The 23,179-nt window shown below is 27.2% G+C and carries 20 protein-coding genes and 1 tRNA gene; 6 read left to right on the top strand and 15 right to left on the bottom strand.

All coding sequences use genetic code 11. The features are described from left to right. Nucleotides 1-21 precede the first annotated feature (21 nt). From ABVS04_RS09425 to ABVS04_RS09395, 7 genes are all read right to left on the bottom strand, one after another. The gene (locus tag ABVS04_RS09425; RefSeq protein ID WP_368030451.1) at nucleotides 22-2,262 is read right to left on the bottom strand and encodes a methyl-accepting chemotaxis protein; all 2,241 of its coding nucleotides are present in this window, start codon (nucleotides 2,260-2,262) and stop codon (nucleotides 22-24) included. 9 nt (nucleotides 2,263-2,271) lie between these two features. Continuing rightward, nucleotides 2,272-2,658 carry a PAS domain-containing protein gene (locus ABVS04_RS09420; protein ID WP_368030450.1) on the bottom strand — a complete coding sequence of 129 codons (387 nt, stop codon included), beginning with the start codon at nucleotides 2,656-2,658 and terminating at the stop codon, nucleotides 2,272-2,274. 654 nt (nucleotides 2,659-3,312) lie between these two features. Continuing rightward, nucleotides 3,313-3,388: transfer RNA gene (locus ABVS04_RS09415), tRNA-Glu, on the bottom strand. Nucleotides 3,389-3,459: 71 nt separating this feature from the next. After that, a complete protein-coding gene (locus ABVS04_RS09410) occupies nucleotides 3,460-3,903 on the bottom strand; it encodes a Sua5 YciO YrdC YwlC family protein (protein ID WP_368030449.1) in 444 nt (147 codons plus the stop codon). Between the two features lie 9 nt (nucleotides 3,904-3,912). After that, nucleotides 3,913-7,155 carry a carbamoyl-phosphate synthase large subunit gene (gene carB, locus ABVS04_RS09405; RefSeq protein WP_368030448.1) on the bottom strand — a complete coding sequence of 1,081 codons (3,243 nt, stop codon included), beginning with the start codon at nucleotides 7,153-7,155 and terminating at the stop codon, nucleotides 3,913-3,915. A 73-nt stretch (nucleotides 7,156-7,228) separates the two neighbouring features. Beyond that, nucleotides 7,229-7,855: a LysE family translocator gene (locus ABVS04_RS09400; RefSeq protein WP_368030447.1), complete on the bottom strand. Its 627-nt coding sequence runs from the start codon at nucleotides 7,853-7,855 to the stop codon at nucleotides 7,229-7,231. Nucleotides 7,856-7,883: 28 nt separating this feature from the next. Then, nucleotides 7,884-8,567 (bottom strand): ThiF family adenylyltransferase, encoded by a 684-nt coding sequence (locus ABVS04_RS09395; RefSeq protein WP_368030446.1) that lies wholly within the window; start codon nucleotides 8,565-8,567, stop codon nucleotides 7,884-7,886. Nucleotides 8,568-8,714: 147 nt separating this feature from the next. Between ABVS04_RS09395 and ABVS04_RS09390 the strand changes: the two genes are divergently transcribed. Continuing rightward, nucleotides 8,715-9,503 carry a polysaccharide deacetylase family protein gene (locus ABVS04_RS09390; RefSeq protein ID WP_368030445.1) on the top strand — a complete coding sequence of 263 codons (789 nt, stop codon included), beginning with the start codon at nucleotides 8,715-8,717 and terminating at the stop codon, nucleotides 9,501-9,503. 50 nt (nucleotides 9,504-9,553) lie between these two features. Here the strand turns inward: ABVS04_RS09390 and ABVS04_RS09385 are convergent, their stop codons facing one another. The 5 genes from ABVS04_RS09385 to ABVS04_RS09365 form a co-directional block, all read right to left on the bottom strand. Further along, nucleotides 9,554-11,326: a DNA/RNA helicase domain-containing protein gene (locus ABVS04_RS09385; RefSeq protein WP_368030444.1), complete on the bottom strand. Its 1,773-nt coding sequence runs from the start codon at nucleotides 11,324-11,326 to the stop codon at nucleotides 9,554-9,556. Nucleotides 11,327-11,472: 146 nt separating this feature from the next. Then, a complete protein-coding gene (radC, locus tag ABVS04_RS09380) occupies nucleotides 11,473-12,132 on the bottom strand; it encodes a DNA repair protein RadC (RefSeq protein ID WP_368030443.1) in 660 nt (219 codons plus the stop codon). Nucleotides 12,133-12,202: 70 nt separating this feature from the next. After that, nucleotides 12,203-12,406 (bottom strand): exodeoxyribonuclease VII small subunit, encoded by a 204-nt coding sequence (xseB, locus tag ABVS04_RS09375; RefSeq protein ID WP_172126112.1) that lies wholly within the window; start codon nucleotides 12,404-12,406, stop codon nucleotides 12,203-12,205. Further along, nucleotides 12,407-13,513, bottom strand: coding sequence for a homoserine O-acetyltransferase (locus ABVS04_RS09370; RefSeq protein WP_368030442.1), 1,107 nt, complete (start codon nucleotides 13,511-13,513; stop codon nucleotides 12,407-12,409). It abuts the gene before it with no gap. Nucleotides 13,514-13,604: 91 nt separating this feature from the next. Further along, nucleotides 13,605-14,054 carry a protein tyrosine phosphatase family protein gene (locus ABVS04_RS09365; protein WP_368030441.1) on the bottom strand — a complete coding sequence of 150 codons (450 nt, stop codon included), beginning with the start codon at nucleotides 14,052-14,054 and terminating at the stop codon, nucleotides 13,605-13,607. A 257-nt stretch (nucleotides 14,055-14,311) separates the two neighbouring features. On the opposite strand from ABVS04_RS09365, the gene ABVS04_RS09360 reads away from it, so the two are divergent. From ABVS04_RS09360 to ABVS04_RS09340, 5 genes are read left to right on the top strand one after another with little or no spacing between them, the layout of a single operon-like run. Then, nucleotides 14,312-14,809, top strand: a complete 498-nt coding sequence (locus tag ABVS04_RS09360) for a nucleoside 2-deoxyribosyltransferase (protein WP_368030440.1) — start codon at nucleotides 14,312-14,314, stop codon at nucleotides 14,807-14,809. Then, nucleotides 14,806-15,840, top strand: coding sequence for a coproporphyrinogen III oxidase (locus ABVS04_RS09355; protein ID WP_368030439.1), 1,035 nt, complete (start codon nucleotides 14,806-14,808; stop codon nucleotides 15,838-15,840). Before ABVS04_RS09360 ends, ABVS04_RS09355 begins: the two co-directional genes overlap by 4 nt. A gap of 11 nt (nucleotides 15,841-15,851) precedes the next feature. Next, nucleotides 15,852-16,115 (top strand): hypothetical protein, encoded by a 264-nt coding sequence (locus tag ABVS04_RS09350; protein WP_368030438.1) that lies wholly within the window; start codon nucleotides 15,852-15,854, stop codon nucleotides 16,113-16,115. After that, the gene (locus ABVS04_RS09345) at nucleotides 16,116-17,207 is read left to right on the top strand and encodes a YeeE/YedE family protein (protein WP_368030437.1); all 1,092 of its coding nucleotides are present in this window, start codon (nucleotides 16,116-16,118) and stop codon (nucleotides 17,205-17,207) included. It begins immediately after the preceding gene. 59 nt (nucleotides 17,208-17,266) lie between these two features. Further along, nucleotides 17,267-19,117 (top strand): GGDEF domain-containing protein, encoded by a 1,851-nt coding sequence (locus ABVS04_RS09340; RefSeq protein ID WP_368030436.1) that lies wholly within the window; start codon nucleotides 17,267-17,269, stop codon nucleotides 19,115-19,117. Between the two features lie 49 nt (nucleotides 19,118-19,166). On the opposite strand, the gene ftsZ is transcribed toward ABVS04_RS09340, so the two are convergent. The 3 genes from ftsZ to ABVS04_RS09325 are packed head-to-tail and all read right to left on the bottom strand — an operon-like array spanning nucleotide 19,167 to nucleotide 23,158. Next, entirely contained in the window at nucleotides 19,167-20,300 is a 1,134-nt protein-coding gene (ftsZ, locus tag ABVS04_RS09335) for a cell division protein FtsZ (RefSeq protein ID WP_368030435.1), read from the bottom strand. Then, entirely contained in the window at nucleotides 20,300-21,691 is a 1,392-nt protein-coding gene (ftsA, locus tag ABVS04_RS09330) for a cell division protein FtsA (protein WP_368030434.1), read from the bottom strand. The genes ftsZ and ftsA overlap by 1 nt, the downstream gene beginning before the upstream one ends. A 3-nt stretch (nucleotides 21,692-21,694) precedes the next feature. Next, nucleotides 21,695-23,158: a peptidylprolyl isomerase gene (locus ABVS04_RS09325; RefSeq protein ID WP_368030433.1), complete on the bottom strand. Its 1,464-nt coding sequence runs from the start codon at nucleotides 23,156-23,158 to the stop codon at nucleotides 21,695-21,697. Between the last annotated feature and the right edge of the window lie 21 nt (nucleotides 23,159-23,179).

The following is a 23,179-nucleotide window of genomic DNA, read 5'->3' as shown; positions in this document are numbered from 1 at the left end:
TAAAATAAGAGATTAAATCTCTTATTTATATTTTCCTCTAAACTCTTTAGTATTTGTTGCTTCAACTACATTTTTAGCTAATTGCGATGTTTCAACAGCGATAGTATTAGTATGATTTGCAATATTTGCATTTATTTGTGTTTGTTTATCTAAACTATTAATTGCATCACTAATTTGTTCAATTCCAAATTTTTGTTCTTTTGATGCATTTTCAACTTTTGATATTAGTGATAATGTATTAGTTATATTATCATTTAAATTATGATAACCATTTATCATTAAAGCTGCTACATCTTTTCCTTGTTTTGATTTTAATGTAGCATTTTCTACTAATGTTTTAATTTCATTTGCAGCTTCAGCACTTCTTGCAGCTAGATTTCGTACTTCAGCAGCAACAACAGCAAATCCACGCCCTGCTTCACCAGCAGTTGCTGCCTCAACAGCTGCATTCAATGAAAGAATATTTGTTTGGAAAGCAATTTGATCTATAACAGTAATAGCCTCATTTATTGCAGTAACTTGAGTATTTATATCATCCATTGAAGAAACTGTTTGAGTTGCTAGTTTTTCACCTTCATTTGCAGAAACTGTTAATTCATTTGCATTTTTTGCCATTTGTGCGATATTTTGAGTACTTGAAGCAATATTACTTGTAATCTCTTCAACTGCTGCTGCTGTTTCTTCAAGCCTTGCTGCAGCATCATTTGAAGCTTTATTTAATTGATCTACGTTATTTAATAATTGAGTAGAACCTTCATCTAAAGTTTGACCATTTGTTTTATTTTCAATTAACATATTTGTGATAGCTTGACCTAAAGCATTAATCCCCTCAACCATTTGTTTTGATTCGCCTTCTATTCCTGTAGTATCTATCACACTTAAATAATTATAATTTGTATATTCGTTTAGTACTTTTAAAATTTCATTTATAACTCTTTGTTGATTATCTAACATACTATTAATATTTTTTGCTAATATTCTAACTTGAGGATTGGCAGCAACTGAATTAACTCGACATCCATAATAACCTTTTTGAACCTTATCGAGTGTAATTGTAGCTTCACCAACACAAAGTAAATCTTTTTCTAAACTACCATTAATAGTATCAATATTTTTATTTACCATATTTGCTAAATAACCTAAAGAGCCTTTAGTACCTACTTTAATATATTCAATTTCATTTATCTCTTTATTTAGATATTTCATAAATTGTTCTATACCATCATTAATTTTTTTAAGAACTCTGTTAATACTACCAATAAAAAATTGAACAAAAACTACTGTAAATAAGATTATAAAAATTAATCCTAATGCAATAATATACATTCTTTTAGTTTCTTCACTTATAAATGTATCAATTTTAGTATTAATATTTTGAATTACATAATCATCTATTTCTTTTAAAATATTTATTTTTTTAGTAATAGTATCAAACCAATATTTCGATTCAATATCAAATTTAATATCTGTATTTTCAGAATATGAAAGTAAAATATCTCTCATTCTTTGAACTTCTGCAAAAATAGGATTACTCATTTTTTCCTTTGCAAACTCTCCATATTGACTTCCATAAATATTAAATATTTTAAGAAATAAATCTTGTTCATTTACTAAACTTAAAAATTTAGGATACATACCAGGAGCAAAGGTTTCATTTGCAAAAGTAGCTGCACCAACTGCACGTTCTATCCCTGCTCTTTCTTTTGCCATTAAAAAGTTATAATAAGCATTAATATTACTTATTAGTTCTGAATTTTGTGCAATTAATGATGTATTAGCTATAAAACTTAAAAAATCTGCATTCATATTTGTATAATATTCAATTGCTTTTTTTGATTCAATTTCTAAGCTATCAACTTTAGATCTAATATCTTTAATATTTAATAAGTCATTTGTTGCTTTGTCTATAAAAATTTTATTATTTGACGAATAATTTTCAAATGAAAAAGTATTTAAAAAAGTATTTAACTCATTAATTTTAGAATCAGTGATAGTTCTTTGTTTTAATAAATTTTCTTTGAATTCACTTCCTTTACTTCCTAAATAACCAGCACTAGCTCCTCTTTCTTTTTGTGTTTCATGTAGTAATAATGATATTTTTGTATTTAATAGCACTATTTGTTTAATTGATTCTAATTTGCTTTTTTCCTTATATGAATCAATTAACACACTTAATGATAAAATAATAATAAATATTAAAGGAAATCCTGCAATTATTTTCATTTTATTTTCTAAAGATAATCTTTTTAAAGTAATTAACATGGCAAATTCCTATTTCATAGTTTTATATATTGCAGTATATTTATCAATCTCATCTTGAGAAGCCATTCTTCGGCAAGAAATATAACCTTTGGAACCATCACAAGCAATAAATGGAAAAACAGTTGCAAAAACCCAATAAAATTTACCTGATTTAGTAGAATTTTTAACAAAACCTTTCCATGGTTTACCTTTTTGTACTGTTTCCCATAAATCTTTGAAAGCAGCTTTTGGCATATCTGTGTGTCTTACAATATTATGTGGTTTTCCTATTAATTCTTCTAATTTATACTCTGCAAACTGACAGAATTCTTCGTTTGCATAACGAATAATTCCTTTTTCATCAGTTTCTGATAATAAGAAAGAATCAACTGAAAGTTTAAGTTCATTTGAATTCATAATAGCTTCCTTTTTATCTATTAATATAGAAATAATAATTCTTAATAAATAAAGTATACAGTATTTATAAAATATTGTAAAGAATAATAATTTTTATATATAAAAGAACATGAGCTTATAATATTGAGATTTTACTAGCAATTTCATTTGAAAACACTGTTGAGCTTAAAAGTATTTTTTCTTTCTAAAAAGCAGTATCAAATTCTATGACATAATTAGAACTATTTTCCATCCAAGTTTATATTTTGAAAGTTTATTTATTATTTGACTATCTAATTTATGAGTAAAGATTAAATTAGCGCAAAATGAAAAGGAATATCAATAAATATTTTGTGAAAAAAAATATAGTTTCTGGGGATAAATAAAGAAAATATTTTATGAACTTTTAAATATTCATTTAAGTTTGATTTACTATTTTAATACTTTTATTTAGTTTATATACTAAATATAAAACAATAATTAATCATTAGTATTTTTAAGCACCTATAAAGTGGTAATAGTCCTATCTATATTTAAAAAAATAAAATTCCAAGTATTTCAATTTACAATACTTTTAATTAAAAATAGAATCAGAATTTATATTTAGGTGGGAAATAAGTGGGAAATGGTAAAAATAAGAAAACTTAAAAAGCTTAACAAAGCCCTTTAAATCAATGGCGACCCCAGAATGATTCGAACATTCGTCTTCTGGAGGAAATCCAGACGTCCTTGGCCGCTAGACGACAGGGTCAATTTTTTAGATAAGGATTATATTTTACTTTGTGTTTGTTTTTGCTTAAAAATAGTATTTTGGGAATTTTTCTATCTTATTTTCTTAAAAGTTCTTTTTGATAACTTGATTATTCTAGATGCTGTGGTTTCGTAAAAACCTTTTTTATCTTCTACTAAAATATCTGCTCCTATTGTTGCAAAATCTTTATCAAACTTTTGAGCTGTTTTATTTGCTGATGTTGAGTATAAAATTCCAAATTTATAAATAAAGTCATAAAAATCTGAATCTTTATTTACTACTCTAAATGACATTCCATTTGGATAAATAAATGTTGTTTTTTTACTATTTCTTACTTTTTTTCTAAAGTTTTTTGGAACTCTTGTATTTTTATTCAGTATATCAAATGAGTCTACCGTGTTTAGTATTTTTTTTGTGATTGGTCTTTCTTTTACACTTGAGAGTTTCTCATCACTTGATGATGAGAAACCCACTGTTGTATCTGTTTGAACTAGATAGATTAACGATGAATTCATTTAAAACTATTAATCGTTAAGAAATTCTTGAATAGATTTTGGTGTTGAAACATCATTTGTTTTTAATACTTTAATTGCTTCAACTGATGCTATAGCTGCTGCTACAGTAGTAAAATATGGAACATTCATTTTAAGAACTGATCTTCTAATTTCTTTCCCATCATCTTTTGATGATTCTTTTGCTTCACTTGTATTAATAGCCATTGCAATATCACCATTTGTAAGGAAATCAATAATATTTGGTCTTCCCTCGCTTACTTTTAATACTTTTTCACATTCAATTCCTGCATCAGCAATAGCTTTATGTGTTCCACCTGTTGCAATTACGGTAAATCCATTTTCAGTTAAACCTTTTGCAAGAGAAGGAGCAAATTCTTTATCTAAATCACATAAAGAAAGGAATACTTTTCCATCTTTTGGAAGGTTATTTTTAGCTGCACTTTGTGATTTAGCAAATGCCATACCAAAACTATCAGAAATACCCATTACTTCACCTGTAGATTTCATTTCAGGACTTAATAATAAATCTGCACCAGTTAATTTATTAAATGGGAATACAGCTTCTTTAACAGATACATGTCCTTTTAATCTTGGTTTTAATACACCATTACCTTCTTGAACAATATTTTTATCATAAACGCTTAATGCATCTCTTAAAGTTTCACCCCACATAACTCTAGTTGCTACTTTTGCAAGTGGCATACCTGTTGCTTTACTTACAAATGGAACTGTTCTTGAAGCTCTTGGATTTACCTCAATTAAATAGATTTGACCTTTGTGAATTGCATATTGAGTATTCATAAGCCCAACAACACCAAGACCTAAAGCCATTTCTTTAGTTTTTGTTTCCAATTGTTTAATTAATTCTTCACTAATTGAAATTGGAGGTAGTGAACAAGCTGAATCACCTGAGTGAATACCTGCTTCTTCAATATGTTGCATAATTCCACCAATATAAACTTCTTTTCCATCACAAATACAATCAACATCAAGTTCAATCGCTCTATCTAGGAATTTATCTATTAAAACAGGAGCATCATTTGATACAGATACAGCTTCATCCATATATTGTTTTAATTCATCAGTAGAATAAACAATTTTCATTCCTCTTCCACCAAGTACAAAAGAAGGTCTAACAAGTACTGGATATCCTATTTTTTCAGCAATTTGTATAGCTTCTATTACTTCAACTGCTGTTCCATTTTCAGGTTGTAATAATCCGATATTTTCAACAAATGCAGAGAATTTTTTTCTATCTTCAGCTAAATCAATAACTTCAGCAGTTGTTCCTATGATTTTTGCACCAGCTTTTGTTAAAGCATTTGCAAGTTTTAATGGAGTTTGTCCACCAAAATGTACAATTACACCATCTGGGTTCTCTTTTTCAACTACGCTTCTTACGTGTTCAAAATCAATTGGTTCAAAATATAATACATCTGAAGTATCATAATCTGTTGATACAGTTTCAGGATTACAGTTATACATAATTGTTTTTACACCCATTTCATTTAAAGCAAACGAAGCATGTACACAACAATAATCAAATTCAATTCCTTGACCAATTCTATTTGGCCCACCACCTATAATCATAACTTTTTTCTCGTTTGATTCAGGTTTAGCTACTTTTGGTAATTTTGTAATATTTGTAGTTGAATATAAGTATGGAGTTAAAGCTTTAAACTCAGCAGAACAAGTATCAACTTCGTTATATTCAAAGTCAACATCTAATGCTTTTCGGGCTGAATATACATCTTCTTCAGATTTACCAATTAGCATTCCAATCATTTTATCACTGAAACCATTTGTTTTGATTTTTCTCATAAATGCAGCATCGCTTAAAATTGATTCATTTATTGAAGCTTCTAAATCATGGATTTCTCTGAATTTAGTTAAGAACCAAGGATCAATTTTTGATAGGTCAAAAATATCTTGATTTGTAAGACCTTGTCTCATACCTTCCATTAGATATAAAAGCCTTTTATCATTTGGTCTTCTAATTTCTTTTTTGATTAAATCTAAATCACCTGCAATTCTATCAAAACCTATAAGACCAGTTTCAAGTGAACAAAGAGCTTTTTGAATTGATTCATTAAAAGTTCTTCCTATTGCCATTACTTCACCAACTGATTTCATTGAAGTTGTTAATGTAGATTCAGCTTTAGGGAATTTCTCAAAAGTAAATCTTGGAATTTTTGTAACAATATAATCAATAACTGGCTCAAATGATGCAGTTGTTCCTGTAATATCATTTTGAATTTCATCAAGAGTAAATCCAACAGCTAGTAAAGTAGCTACTTTTGCAATTGGGTATCCTGTTGCTTTTGAAGCAAGAGCAGATGATCTTGAAACCCTTGGGTTCATTTCAATAACAATCATTCTTCCTGTATTTGGACAGATTGAGAATTGTACATTTGAACCACCTGTATCAACACCAATTTCTCTAAGAATTGCAAAAGATGCATTTCTCATATCTTGATACTCTTTGTCTGTAAGAGTTAAGGCAGGTGCAATAGTAACTGAATCTCCTGTATGAACACCCATTGGATCTAAATTTTCAATTGAACATACGATAATACAGTTATCTTTATTATCTCTGATAACTTCCATCTCATATTCTTTCCAACCAAGCATAGATTCCATGATTTCAATTTCATTAATTGGAGATGCATCAATTCCTGCTTCTGCAAGTTTTTTAAACTCTTCCATATTATAAGCAACACCAGAACCACCACCTGCTAGGGTAAATGAAGCTCTAGAAATTACAGGGAAGCCAATTTCTTTTGCTACTTTCATAGCCTCCTCAACACTATATGCATTTGCACTTCTTGGTAAATCCATACCAATTTTTATCATTGCTTCGTTGAAAAGATGTCTATCTTCACCTTTTTTAATAGCATCAGGATGAGCTCCAAGGAAATGAACACCTTCTAGCATACCTTTATCATACATTGAAGTAGCAACATTTAGCGCCGTTTGCCCACCCATTGTAGGTAAAATAGCATCAATTTTTTCTTTTTCAATAATTTTAGCAACAACAGCTTCTGTGATTGGCTCAATGTATGTTTTATCAGCAAACTCAGGATCAGTCATGATTGTTGCTGGATTTGAATTTATTAAAACAACTCGGTATCCTAGTTCTTTTAGCGTTTTAGTAGCTTGTGTACCTGAGTAATCAAACTCACACGCTTGACCAATAACAATTGGTCCAGAACCAATAAGTAAAATAGACTTTATATCTTCTCTTTTTGGCATAAAAATTCCCCACATATATTTTTATAAAATTTGGATAGTGTATCTAAAAGGGGCTTAAAATTGGGTTATATGATTATTGTTTACTGGTTATTAATTTTATTGCAAGTGATATAAATACAAAAGAAGCCAGTTTGTTTAATATCATTTGAGATTTCTCAGATTTATTAAAAACTTGAGATAATATTCCTGATAATAGAGCTATCATTCCAAAAATTATTATAGTTGCAAGTATAAATAGTCCACCTAATATTATCATCTGAAAAGGAACACTTCCTAGACTAGGATTTGTAAATTGAGGTAAAAATGCTAAAAAGAAAATTGAAACTTTTGGATTTGTTATATTCATAATAATTCCACGATAATAAAGTTTTTTATAATCTATTATTTTATTGTTTTTTGTATCAATTTTTTCACTTGGAGCTTTAAAAATTTGCCAAGCAAGATATAATAAATACCCTGCTCCTATGATTTTTAAAACTGTAAAAGCTATTATTGATGTTTGAAAAATAACAGCCACACCTAAAGTTACAGCTAATGTATGAAAAATAAGTCCTGTACATAAGCCAAACATTACCATTATTCCTGATTTTTTCCCTTGAAAAATTGATTGTGTTAAAACAAAAATATTATCAGGCCCAGGAACTAGTGCAAGTATTAGAGCCGCTGAAAAAAAAGCAAGTAAAGTTTCTATTGGTAACATTTAAATCCTATTATTTTATCTATATTTATTATACCGTTGGTAAATTGAATCTTTTTGTATTTAAAACACCTTCACTATCAAAAGAAAGGTAATATAAAACATCTTTTTTTACACTAAGACCTGCAAGATATCTAAGTGCTAGATTTGCTTGAAGTGAACCTATATGCATTACAATAGGACAAGCTATTCCATTTGGTTTTCTATCATTTATTTGAAATACAGCTTCATATGATGCTTTTTCAAAAAAACAAACTTGCCCATGAAACTCTTCAACTGAACCGTAAATCCAAGCTTGATTATTTTTCATGCAGTATTCATTTATAGCTGCTCGTGTGGGAAGGTTATCTGTTGCATCTATGATTAAATCAAAATCTAAACTTCTTTTAGCAAAGTCATCAAAACCTTCTGTATAAGCTGTAACTTTTGTAAAAGGGCATCTTGATTCTACTAATTCTTTTAGAACTTCTGCTTTATATTTTCCATCATCTCCAACTTTAAAACCTATTTGTCTATGAATATTATGAACACCTACTGTATCAAAATCCACAAAAGCAAACTCCCCTATTCCAGAAGCTCCAAGAGCAATAGCTAAGGTGCAACCTAATCCACCACTTCCTATAATTGCAATTTTTTTACTTTGAAGTGAATTTTGTGTTTCTTGTCCCCAAAGTTTTATTTGTCTGTTAAAATATTCGTTAAATTCTTCATTCATAAGTTATTCCTTAGTATATTACTTTAGATTATTATTTTTATATCATTTTGTAATAATAGCAAATTAAAATTAAAATACTATGACTGCTATCAATTCTTAATCATCTATATAGTATTATTAGCTTTACAAATTTCATCAAGGAAAATTATGAAAAAATCGTTTATTTACGCGTTAGTTTGTCTATTGTCTTTAAATGCATATGCTGCAGCTCCAAAAGATGACTATGATACATTAAAAAAATCTATAGTTAAACAATTTGAAAAGCAAACTCCAAAAGAATGGGGTGAGAATGTTAAAGGTGTAAAAACACAGTTAATAACAAAAGATAAAACAATTGCTATTACTTTAGATGCATGCGGAAGTCCTCATGGAATGGCATATGATGGTAAACTTATTTCTTATTTAGAAAAAAATCAAATTCCAGCAACATTATTTATAAATGCAAGATGGATTGATAATAATCTTGAAACTTTCAAAAAATTAGCTGCTAATCCACTTTTTGAAATTGGAAATCATGGAATGGAACATAAACCAGCATCAGTAAGTGGTGAATCGGCTTATGGATTAAAAGGTACAGCAAGTATAGAAGAATTTGTTGATGAAATAGAACAAAGTGCTAGAAAAATCCAGTCAATAACAAATAAAAGACCAGTTTATTTTAGATCGGGAACAGCTTATTATGATGAAGTTGCTGTAAAAATAGCAAATAAATTAAAGCATCAAGTTATTGGTTTTTCTATTTTAGGAGATGCAGGAGCAACTTATACAGCTAAAAAAGTTGAAAATGCATTTTTAACAGCTAAAAATGGTGATATTGTTATCGCACATTTTAATCATCCAGAATCACAAACTAGAGAAGGTATGATAAGAGCTATTGAAAAACTGAAAAAAGATGGCTATAAATTCGCTAAATTATCTGATTATAAATTAAAATAATCAGATATTAATTATAAGTAGTCTCTTTTTGGAGCTACTTGTAATATAGACTATTTATCTCCATATACTATTTTAGGTTCAGCTACAAGCAAATCATTCCCGGAATTATTATTTATTTCATTATTACTTTCTTTTAACTCATAAATTGGAATATATCTTTTAAAAAAAGCTTCTAGTTTTTTATCATAACAATAAACATAAGTACCTTTTATTCCCCTATACATAATTGTTTTATATATATTAATTATATAGTCATGTAATTGATCAGTAGTAATTCCAGCTTTTCCATTTCTATCATAATAGTTTTCTTTGATTATTTCTATTTGTTTTGTTTCCTCATTATATGTTATATCACTACCGAATATTACTCCAGAATAATTTAAATCATATCCTTGAGTTGTGTGTATACAGCCCATTTCATTCATTTGCGTTGTTGAATTAATCCAGTCTTGGCTTGTTCTATTCCAATATAATGGTATTTCATCTAAGATTACATCAGGTGAAGAAGATTTACTTGATATCCATTTCCAAGAATATCCTGAAATAAGCCTACATAAACCATATTCTTTTTCCTTCTTTGTTAATATATTAATCATATCTTTCATTGAAGTAAATATTTTTAACTCGTATTTATTTGTTTGTTCCCATAAAATCAAATCATCTTCTGAACTTAATAATTTATCTACAAATTGTATATAATCTTCTCCACCTTCTACTCTCATTTGAGATTTTAGTTTTATTACTGTTGCATTTAATTTAAGTAAATCAAATTTTTCTTTTTCTACATCTGTAGGTCGAATAGATTGTTTTTCATCATAAAAAAATAATTGGGTATCACTTGAAAGCATCACCCAATCTAATTCCGTCCCTTTCTCTTTATTTAAATCAAAATGTTTATTTGTTTTATCAAACTCTTGATATCCCGTAATATTTTTTCTTCTTTTTAATCTATGAGCTTCATCTACAATTATTAAATCATAACTATCTTTAGAAAGTTCATTTGGTCCAATAACCATACTTTGAGATAAGCCATATATACTTTTAAATACTTTTTTTAAAGTTTTTCTAAGAGAAGTCATAGGTATTACAAAAGCAATTTTCAACTGTTCTTTATTTTTTTTGAGCTTACTTTTAACCTCTTGAGCTAATTCTATTAATGAACTAACCTCAAAGTTATCCTCTAACTCATCCTGCGATATTTCACTTAAAAGCAATTTTATTAAATAAACTGCAAGTATTGTTTTACCAGTTCCTGCGCTTCCTTGTATAAAAGTAGTATTTTTAATTTCATTATGATTTAACAAATATAAATATTCTTTTATTGCATCATATTGATCTTCTGAAAGTGTTTTATAGGGTGAATACTTAAATAAATCAGAATTTTTAATATCAAGTAAATCATTTTTAACAAGCTTCTCAAATTGAAGATTTTTCCAAATATCTTTGAATGTATTTTCATACTCATTCTTTTGATAATAGTTATGATGAGCTATTCCATAATTACTATTTATTAAAGTAAATTGTTTATCTGCAATCATATTTTGAATAAGATTTGCTTCAATATCTAAAACTGATGATTTATTGAAATAAGGACTGAAAATTATTTTTATATTTTCAAGTTGATTTTTTTCTGGATGTTGCAAATGATTTTTTATTCGTTGTGGTATATTTGTGCTTTCACCAACATAAGCTTTTTTAGTTTTTTTAGAATAAATTATATAAACAGTTGGAAAAATATAATACGAAGGTACTTCTTCTACTACTTTTAATGAAGTTGTATAATCAAAAATAAAATCTTTTGTTAAATATTCAAATGACATCATAACTCAGTGTACTTTATAAATTTAACCTTTGTTTTTTTAATATCCATAAGATTTTCATACCTTTTTAAATTAACATTTATATAAATTTATAAATTATTTTAATAATTAATTTTACTACACATTTACTTATATATAGCAAACTTTAATCACATAACACCATCTTCTTTTAAACTTATAAATCCACTTTGTGTAAATATAAGATGGTCTAAAAGTTCAATACCTAAAATTTGACTACTTTTTTTTAATCTTTCGGTAACGTTTATATCTTCAATACTTGCCTCTAGTATTCCACTTGGGTGATTATGAGCTACTATTACACTAGCACATCTTTTTTCTATTGCGTAGGAAAATACTTCTCTTGGATGAACTAAACTTTGATTTAGTATTCCTATTGTTATAACTTTTGTTTGCATCAAATGATTTGCTCCATCTAAATAAAGACAGAGAAAATATTCTTGTTGTTTATTGTGATACTCTTTTAATTCATTATAAACATCTTTCGATGATGTTATTTTTTTATTTTGTTTGATTAGGTATCTTTTGGATAGTTCTATCGAGCTTAGAATTTGTGAGGCTTTAGATATTCCTAAACCATGAATATTTACAAGTTTTTCTAGATTTGTGTTTTCAAAATCTTCTTCAAAAAGCTTTATTATTTCAGTTGATAAACTTATTACATCTTTTCCTTTGACTCCACTTCCAAGAAGAACTGCTAAAAGTTCGTAATTCTTTAGTGCTCGAACACCTTTTTTGATAAGCTTTTCTCTTGGTTTGTCGATATTTTCTAACTGTGTGATAGATTTCATAAACTTCTCCTACTATTAGTAGTATTTAGTTTATCAAATTTTTACTATAAAATAATTTAAAAAATTATAATTAAAACTTAGTTTGTGTAGAAAATATTAATTTTGCTTCGTCTAGAAGTTTTTGAGCATCTTCTAGCTCTTTTACACCTGTTTTATATACGTTTATTGAATCACTAAGTGTAATTTGTGGATTTGAGAGTTTTTCTAAAAGCTCTTTAGCTTTTATAATTTTATCTTCAAAGTTTGATTGTTCTATATCTTTTATTTCTGCCATTTATTTATCCTTTAAAATATTTCTTACATGATTTTCAAATTTTTCTACTTCTACTAAAAATGAATCATGTCCTGATTGACTATCTACTAATAAGTAACTTACTTGATTTTCTTTTCCTACTTTTATCATAACATCTCTTATTTCTTCCATTTCTTCAGGGAAAAATAGCATATCATCACTAAATGCGATTAGGTGTAAATTTGCTTGAACTTTATCAAAAGAGTCTGCTAATTTATCTTTATTTCTTCCTGCATCAAAAATATTCATTGTTTTACATACATAAAGATACGAAAGGGGATCAAATATTTTTGGAAAACTATAAGCATTGTATTCTAAATATTTTTCAACTTCAAATCTTCCAAATAATTCATATAATCCATCTGTTGAAGAGTAATCTCTTCCAAATTTATTATTAAAAAGCTTAGGACTTAAATAACAAATTAGTCCAGCCATTCGTCCAACAGCAAGTCCTGGAAGTCCTAAAACTTGAGGATCATCTTTTTTATAATTTCCATTTTTAAATAATGGATCATGTCTTATTGCTTCCATTCCTATTTTATTAAAAGCAATTGCCCAAGGTCTTGTATATGCAGTTGTTGCAAGAGCTATAATTTCTTTTGCGAAAGTTGGATGTTCTATTGCATAACAAAGTGCTTGCATTCCACCCATACTTCCACCAATAACTGCAACAGCATTTGAAATTCCTAATCTTTTATATAGTTTCATTTGTGCTTTTACAATATCTGAAATAGCAAGAACAGGGAATTTTAATCTATATTCTTTTTTAGTTGAGGGATCTATACTCATAGGGTTTGTAGAGCCATATGAGCTTCCAATGTTATTTGAACAAATTACAAAATACTTTCTTGTATCAATTACTTTTCCATCACCAATAAATCTATCCCACCAACCAGGCTTTGCTTCATCTGCATATCGACCTGCTGCGTGGTGACTTCCTGAAAGTGCATGACAAATAATGATTACGTTTGATTTATCTTCGTTTAATTCTCCATAAGTTTCGTAAATAATCTGAAATGACTCTAAAAGTCTTCCACTTTCTAAATATAAATGCTCATTAAACTTCTCTATCTTTGTCTCTATTTTCAAATTAATTCCCATCTTTTTTTGTTAAATTAATGGTTATATATTAGCAAAAGAATCATAAGACTATGATTTATCCATATAATAAAATAATTAATTAAGCTTTATATAAATCTTCATAATTAACTTTCATTAATTCTTGCCATATTGGTTCAGGACTCCATTCTTCAAAAATAGATAAATCAATATTTTCAAATGGTGTTTTTAATATGTATTTATGATAAACATACATAAAAGCACTAACTCTATAATTTAATGCACAATGAATCCATACTTTATTTGCTCCAAGTGATTGTAAAAGATTTAAAAAAAGTTTTAAATCTGATAATTTTGGCTTATCAAAATCCACAGGAATATGAAAATAAGCCATTTTCAAATTTGTTACTACTTTATCTTCATTTTCAATTGCATTTGAAGCATTGTGTAAAGCTAGATTTATAATAACTTCATATTCATAATCTGCAATTTCTTTAAACTGCTCAACACTTGGTTGTCCTGAAGTTGATATTAGTTCATTTATTTTCACATAATTTAAAATTTCGCTCATTTTTTGCCTTTATTTTGTTAGTTCAATTACTTTAGCTATATAAAAAAATTTCAAATCATTATCTATAAAAGATGAGTTAAAAGAATTTTTTATTAGTTTAATAATATCATCTTTATTTAGATTTAGACAAACAGTAAAAAGTGTTTCTTTTTCTAATTATCCTAAATAATGTACCGATTATACAAGATACAAGTGTTAAAAAATATAGAAAGCTAGATAATAGTAGTTGATTAAGTTAATTTATATATAATTCCACCATGAAAAAGATATATATAGCAGGATTCGATGTATTTGAACCCGACTCAATTGAAATTGGGAAAAAGTTTGTTAAACTTTGTGAAAAGTATGGTTTTATTGGACTTTATCCCTTAGATAATGTGATAGACTTCAATCAAGAAAAAAATAAAATTGCCCAAGATATCTATAAAGCAAATGTAAATTTAATAAATCAATGTGATATTGTAATTGCAAATATAAATGCTTTTAGAGGTAAAGAAGCTGATAGTGGAACTATTTGGGAATGTGGATATGCAAGTGCTTTAGGTAAAAAAGTTTATGGATATATGAAGAAAAAGCAAAATTATATTGATACATTTTCAAGTGATGAAACAAAGATTTTAGATAATATTTTAGTTGATTTAGATAACAGATTTATTGAAGATTTTGATTATCCAATTAATCTAATGATTGCTTGTAGTGTCGAGGATATAATCTTTGGTGAATTTGAAGATTGCTTAAAGGAGCTTGTAAAATGAGTATAATTATGGCTAAATCTATAAATGCAACAAAAGCTTATAAATTAATAAGTCTTTTACAAAAGAGATTTGTTGATAAGCTAGATTTATTAAGTTCAATTTTGGGTGAAAATAAACAATTTGAAGAAGTAAAATGGTTAAGAGATAGTGGAATTCACGGTGGTGGAAATAGATTTGAGGGGAAAGACAATATACTTTTTAACACTGCAAGTGTAAATGTTTCTCAAGTTCATTATGATGAAGATGAAACAAAATCTCTTCAAAGTGCAACAGCAATTTCAACAATTATTCATCCCAAAAATCCAAATGTTCCATCAATTCATATTCATATAAGCTTAACATGTCTTAGAGATGGTAACTCTTATTGGAGAGTTATGGCTGATTTAAACCCAAGTATTGAAAATGAAGAAGATAAAGAAGTATTCAATAATAGTTTAAAAGAGCTATCAAATGAAAGCTATGATGAGGGAATTAATCAAGGAAATAAATATTTTTTTATTCCAGCACTTAATAAACATAGAGGTATTTGTCATTTTTATTTAGAAAATTATAAAACTGAAAACGAAAAAGAAGATTTTACTTTTGCTCAAAATTTTGGTAAAGGAATTATTGATACGTATATAAATATAATTGAAAATGCTTTTAAAACTAGAATAACTTTTAGTGTTCAAGACACTGAAAAACAACTTAATTACCATACTTTATACTTATTTCAAGTGTTAACACTAGATAGAGGAACAACATCTGGGCTTTTAGTTCATAATCAAAATGATATAGGAATAATGGGTTCCCTTCCTTCTTTTATAAATAAAAGTTTATTAAAATCTTGGATACAAAAAGTAGAAAAACCACAGGATGAACTTGTAAGTGCCCTTGTTGATTCTATTGAAGATAATGGAATAATAAATATATCAACAAAAGAAAAATTAGCTTCAATAGTGAGGGAACATTATAAAAAATATCCTCAAGCTTTGAAATATCAAGCAAGTGGATATACAATACCAAATACAGTAAATAATCATACAAAATAAAAGGAAAAACTATGAATTCGATAAAAGAATTAGAGAAATTATTAAAAACTGAAGTATTAATTCAAGTAAATGAAGAAATAAAAACAATAGAAAAGTTTATTTCAAAACAAAAAGATAGTGAAGATTTAAAAACACATTTAGAATATATGTTAGATGTGAAAAAATATTATGAAGAAGTATTAGTACATATTGAGAAAAATATTTTGAGCCAAGAAGATGCTGTTAAAATTCTTCAAGATTTAGAAGATATGAGCGATGATGAGGATGATATATAAATGTTTGATTTAGAAATATATGAAATAATAAATATCTTAGGATTATTTATAGGAATTGCTTTTGGAGTAATTGCACAAAAAAATCAATTTTGTTTTAGTGGATCTATAAAAGACTATATATTAACAAAATCTACAAAAAGAGCTGCATCTGTTGTGATGGCCATGATTGTTGCAATTGTTGCAACTACAATTATGGCAAATCATTTTGAAATAGATTTAACACAAACAAACTATTTTAAATCAAACATAAACTACTTTTCTATTATTTTTGGTGGTTTATTATTTGGTTCTGGAATGATGATAGCAGATGGTTGTAGTAGTAGAAGTTTAGTAAAATTTGCACAAGGTGATTCAAATGCTCTTGTAACGCTTATTTTTATAGGAATTTTTGCATATGCAACTGTAAAAGGTTTATTAGCTGGTTTTTTAAATCCATTTACTAATAATGAAACACTAATACAATGGTCAAGTGCCATTGAAAATACTCAAATGAATATTTATATAGTTATTGGAATTTTAACTGTTATTTTACTTCTTTTGGTAAAAAAAGTGAAAAGAATATTAACTCTAGTAGATGGTATGTTAATTGGTTTATTAGTAAGTATTGCTTGGTATGTAACAGGAGTTATGGGTGAAGAAAGTTTGGAGAGAACAATTGAATTATCAAGTATTACATTTGTTTATCCAATAGCTAAAACTTTAGAGTTATTTACCTACTATCAAGTAAATGAAATAGCTTTTGCAATAACTCTTGTTTGTGGTGTTTTAATAGGAACTTTTGCTATGTCATTTATAAATAGAAAATATAGCTTTGGATGTACTGCTAATCAAAATATGAATAAGGTAAAATATAACATGATTGGTGGATCTTTAATGGGTGTAGGAGGAGTTTTAGCAATAGGTTGTACTGTTGGGCAAGGCTTAACAGGATTTTCAACTCTAGCCTTTGCTTCTTTACTTGCAATTTCATCTATTTTTATCTCAGGATATATAACAGCTGTAATATTAGGTAAAAAAGACAAACTACCTATGTGCTTTATATTTGAATGGAATGATGATAAAACAAATAAGCCAATAGACTTCCAAATATAAACAAGAAAAATAAAGTGTCTTTATGTTAAAATAAGCTTAATCAACGCTAAGGGCTTATTTTGACGCAAAAAAATTTTCACAAATTCTTTACTCTTTACTTCATCATTTTTGGAATTGTTATTTCTTTATTTGGTGCAATTATCAGTTATAATTTTCAAGTTAAAGATATTCAAAAAGAATTAGATAGAAAAGCAAAAGAAATCTCAGAAATAAAAATTGAAACAATATTAAAACCAACTATTGAAAATATGAATAATATTGTTAAATCTTTAGCTAATAATGAAATTATTAAAGAATATATAAGAACAAAGAATTCAGATAAAAAACAAGAATTAGAAGAAATCTTTTTTGCAATTGCTAATAGTAATAACGCAATAATGAAAGCAAAATTAATTGATAGAGATGGTCAAGAATTAATTTATGTTGAAAGAGATAATAAAACAAAAAATATTTTATTAATTCATGAAAAAGATTTTCAAAACAAAAGAGATAGTGATTATTTTAAACTACTATCAAATAGTAAAAAAGAAGATATTTATTATTCAAAGTTAGATTTAAATATGGAATATGGAAAAATTGAAATTCCATATAAACCAACTCTTAGAGTAGCAATGCCATTAATTCAAGATAATCAATTTACAGGTACGGTTATTGTTAATATTCTTATGAATAATTTATTTGATGCAATTGGTAAATCACCATCATTTGATCACTATATTATTGATAAAGATCAAAACTATATTCTACATAAAAATAATCAATATTCTTTTAACAAATACAAAAATATTAAAATAGATATCAAAGAAGACTTTCCAGATGGATTAAATACAATAGGTGTTTATATTTTTCCTTTAAAAAATATTTTAAAGAATGATGATGATGCACTTATGATTTTAAAGACAAAAAAAGATTATAAAAAAGAATTAATTCAAGAAAAAATAAATACTGCAATTTTTGTTTTTGCATTAACAGTTATTCTAAGTTTAATCATGGCTTTTTTAGCATCTAAAACACCTTCAACCCTACAAGAAAAACTTTTACGTGCCCATGAAAAACTAAATGAATTTACATCAATTATTGATAAATATGTAATCACTGCAACAACTAAACCTGATAGCACAATAGTTCGAGTAAGTAGCGCTTTTGAAAAATCAAGTGGTTATTCAAAAGAAGAGTTAATAGGCAAACCAATAGGAATAATAAAAGATAAAGAACGAGATAAAAAAATTATTCAAGAATTATGGAAAACAATATCAAATGGAAAAACTTGGATGGGAGAAATTAAAAATAGAAATAAAAATGGTGAAGAATATTGGCTAGAACAGCACATCATTCCTAAAATGAATATTGAAACAAATGAAATAGAAAATTACGTTTCAATCGGTATTGATATAACTACAAAAAAAGAGCTTGAAAAAATAGCATCGATTGATAAACTAACCGGTATTTATAATAGAAGAATGTTAGATGAAATTTTACAAATAGAATTAGATGTTGTAAAAAGACACCAAAGTGAATTATCTTTGATTATTTTAGATATAGATTATTTTAAATATGTAAATGATAATTTTGGCCATTTAATAGGTGATGAAACACTAAAAACAATGAGCTCTATAATCACCGAAAACTTAAGAAGTTCTGATATATTTGGAAGATATGGTGGAGAAGAATTTTTAATAATATGTACTCATACAGATAAAAATAGTGCTTTTGTATTAGCTGAAAAGTTAAGAAAAATTATTGAAAATCATGATTTCTACAAAATTGGTACAAAAACAATATCTTTAGGTATTTCAAGTTATGAGAAAAATGATAATATTAACTCACTATTTAAAAAAGCTGATGATGCTCTTTATTGTGCAAAAAATGAAGGAAGAAACAAAACAATTATATATAAAGAAAAAATATAATCTAAACTTGAGATTTCAAGTTTAAATTATTAATAAGTTTAATAAATTATTAGTTTAATTGATATTGAACTATATAATCTCTCATCAAAGGAGGAGTATCTAAATAAGTTTCGATATCTAAAGGAAGTGCATTTTGAGTATTCTCTTCTGCTCCCTCTGCTGCTTCCTCAGGTTCATCATTTCTAGATTCAAATCCAGTTGCAACAATAGTAATTTTAACTTCATCTTTTTCTAAAGTAGAATCAGATGTTGTACCAAATATAATCTCAGCATTTGAATCCATTCTATCATTTATAGATCCCATAACATCATTAATTGCAAATAATGATACTTGAGGATGGATATTAAAGTGAATCAAAATACCTTTAGCACCATTTAAAGAAACTTTATCAAGTAAAGGAGAATCAATTGCATCTTCTAATGCTCTTTGAGCTGCATTTTCTCCTTTAGCTCTTCCAATACCCATTAATGCCATACCTTTATGTTGCATAATAGTTTTAACATCAGCAAAGTCTGTATTAATATCAGAATTACCTGGATTTAAAATAACTTCACTCATACCATTTACTGCTTGGTATAAAATATTATCAATTATTTTAAAGGCATCTTTCATTCCAACATTTTCATCAATTATTTCTAATAATCTATCATTTGGAACTATAATGATTGAATCAGAAACTTTTTTTAGCTCTTCAAGTCCAAGATTTGCTAATCCTGCTCTTTTTTTACCTTCCCAAGTAAATGGTTTTGTAACCACAGAAACAGTTAATGCTCCAATTTCTTTTGCAGCTTTTGCAATAATAGCAGCAGCTCCAGTTCCAGTTCCACCACCAAGTCCAGCAGCAATAAAAATAATATCAGCACCTTTTAGTGTAGATTTTATCTCTTCATAACTTTCAACAGCAGAATCTCGTCCAACTTCTGGCTTCATACCAGCCCCTAAACCTTTTGTTAGTTTAAGTCCTAATTGAATTTTCTTTGGAGCTTTAGAAATATGCAATACTTGTAAATCTGTATTTGCAGCAATTAAATCAATTTTATGAGAACCTTCATTTATCATATGGTTGATCATATTACAACCACCACCACCAACTCCAATAACAGCTATTTTAGCTACATTATCAGATAAAACTTTACTTGGCATATCAACTTTTATATCATCCACTTTAAATAAATTCTCCATTAAAACCACTCCGATACTTTACCCCAGAATTTTGAAACACCTTTTTTCTTATCTCTCGTTAAAGGTGTTAAAACAGTTGCGTTGTCTTTTATTTGTATATGTTCTTTCATCTGTTCAACCTGAGGTTTTTCAGATGTATGATTATTATTAGAAAGAGAAATTTTTTGTTGCTCTACAACTCTTTCATTTTTAACAGGTTTAATTAATTTTTTACTTGAATCCAATTGGTAGCTTCTATTTGTTCCTAATGAATAAAAAAGTAATCCAACAATAGTTGCCATATTTGCTTCATCAAAACTCATAAAACCATTTTTGATATTTTTTGGATTAGCTACGCTAATTGGAATACCTTCAAAAATCTTTTCAGTTAACTTTTTTATTCCATCAAGATAACTCATTCCACCTGTAATTACAATTCCCGAACCTGTATTATCTATTAAACCGCTCTTTTTTAATTTATTTTTAACTAAAACTAATACTTCTTCAACACGTGCATGAATAATAGTTTGAATATAATCAAGAGCAACTTCTGAAATACTATCTTCATCGCCAATTCTTGGAATTTTTACTTTTGTAACACCTAAATCATTATTAGGAGAATAATTTCTTACAAGTGAGCCATATTCTAATTTTATTTTTTCAGCTGCTGTTGGTGGAGTGTGTAGCATAACTGATAAGTCATTTGTAATATGATTTGAACCTACAGGAATAAATCCATTAAATATAATAGAATTACCTTTATAATAAACAAATTCTGTTGTAGTTGAACCTAAGTTTATTACAATTGCTCCAAATTTCTTTTGTTGATCATCAAGAACTGCAAGTGCAGCTGCATATGAATCTAAAACAAATTTAACAACTTCAATACCTGATATTTTAAGAGCTGATTTAATATTTGTTAAAGCAGTTCTTTTTGCTGTTACTATATAAACTGAAACTTCGAGTCTTGATCCATTCATATTTAAAGGATTATCAACTTCAATTGAATCATCAACTTTAAAGAAAATTGGAACAACATGAACAACTTCATATTCTGGAACTATTGTTGCATTATATAAAGCCATTTGCATTACTTGATTTATTTCAGTTTCAGTAATTAATCCATTTGGAACATTAACAGAGCCAGAACTTCTAATACTTTTTGAATAAGAACCTGAAATAGAGACAACAGTTGTATCAACAAGTTCTGTTGTAGTTCTTTTTGCTACAGAAACAGCATCTTTTATAGATTTAGATGCTTCTTCAATATTAATTATTAAACCTTTGTTAATTCCATTACTTTTTTGAATACCTGTACCCAAAATATTTATATTATTTTCGAGGTCATGCTTTGCAATAACTGCTGTTATGGTAGATGAACCTATATCAATTGCTAAGAAAGTATTATTCAACTATTACTCCTTTTCTTGAATTGAAGATTGAATTGGAAAAGTATTTTCTAATCTTTTTAATAAATTTGTCATTAGTTCTTCCTCTTGAAGTTGTTTTAGTGTACTTCTTACAACATCGTCTTTTGTTTTATCATAGTCTGAAATTTTTGAATTATTAATTCTATATAAAACTACTTTATTATCTAATTTAGCTATTCCTTCTTTAGTAGTTGAAGAGAATAATTGATTTAAGAATTTTGCAGCTTCTTGTTGATCTAAACCTGTAATTTTTGTAATAGATTCTCTAGTAACGCCTAAGATATCATCACCTTTAAAATCTTTTAATTGAGCCGTAGATAATTCATCTAATTTTTTATTTTTTAATATTTTTTCATAATCAGCTTTTACACTTGAAAGTGCATCTTCATAAGATAATGGAGCTGCAAGATTTTTTTTGTTTAATTTAACAATTACATATTTATTATCTTGTACAAAAGGTTTAATAATTTCACCCTCTTTAGATTCTAATATTTTTGCATTATCATCAGGTGAATATGGTAATTGTGATTCTTTAAAAGAAATAGTAGATTCAAGCTTTTCTTCATCTTTTTTAACTTTTAAGTAAATTTTTAATGCTTCTGTTTTTGTAAACTTTTCATCTAAATCTTTTATTATTTGTTCTTTAGCTTCTTCTAAAGATTTGATTTTACCATCTGCATGTTTATAATCAATTTTAAACTTCTCATAATGAGCATTAATATCATCTTGCGTTGAATTAGATGAGATTAAGGGGATCTCTTTATATTGTAAGTCATAAGAAACTTCAGACATATATGAGTTTTTATTCTCTTCCCAATATTTTTTTAATTCATCATCTTTTAATTCTACAGAAATATCATTTAGACTTAAAATTTTAATTGAAATATCATCTTCTAAAAAGATTAACTTACTTAAATTTTCTAGTTCTGCACCATTTGGATTTAAATCAAATAATGTTTGAACTTTTTGTAATAATAAACCTCTTTTTAAAGACTCTTCAAAATCTTTTGGAGTCATTCTATTTTGAGCTAAGACCTTAATATAAGTATCTTTGTCAAATTTTCCATCTTTAATAAAAGCATCATACTTTACTAACTCTTTTGCGATGTCTTCATTTGTAATATCAAGCCCTAAAGAATCAGCATATGATAAAATTAAATTTTTTTGTAAAACTTGTTTATAAGCTACATCTTTTAATTTTAATTGCTCAGCTAACTCTTTATTGAACATAGAACCAAACATTTTTGAATATTGTTCATAAATGTTTGAATACTCTTCTTGATATTCTTCAACTGATATTTCTCTATCACCTACAACTGCTACAACTCCACCTTGTTTTCCATATTCATAAGAACCCCAACCAACAAAGCCAGCTCCGACAAACGCAATTGTGCTAATCCAAATAGTAATAACTAGCCATCTTTTATGTCTTTGCATCCACGTTATCATAAAATATTATCCTCTTAAAAA

This window comes from Arcobacter sp. s6 (assembly GCF_040884245.1).
Lineage (GTDB): Bacteria > Campylobacterota > Campylobacteria > Campylobacterales > Arcobacteraceae > Aliarcobacter.
Note: the sequence above shows the minus strand (reverse complement) of the source record. Positions and strands in the feature narration are given on the sequence as shown.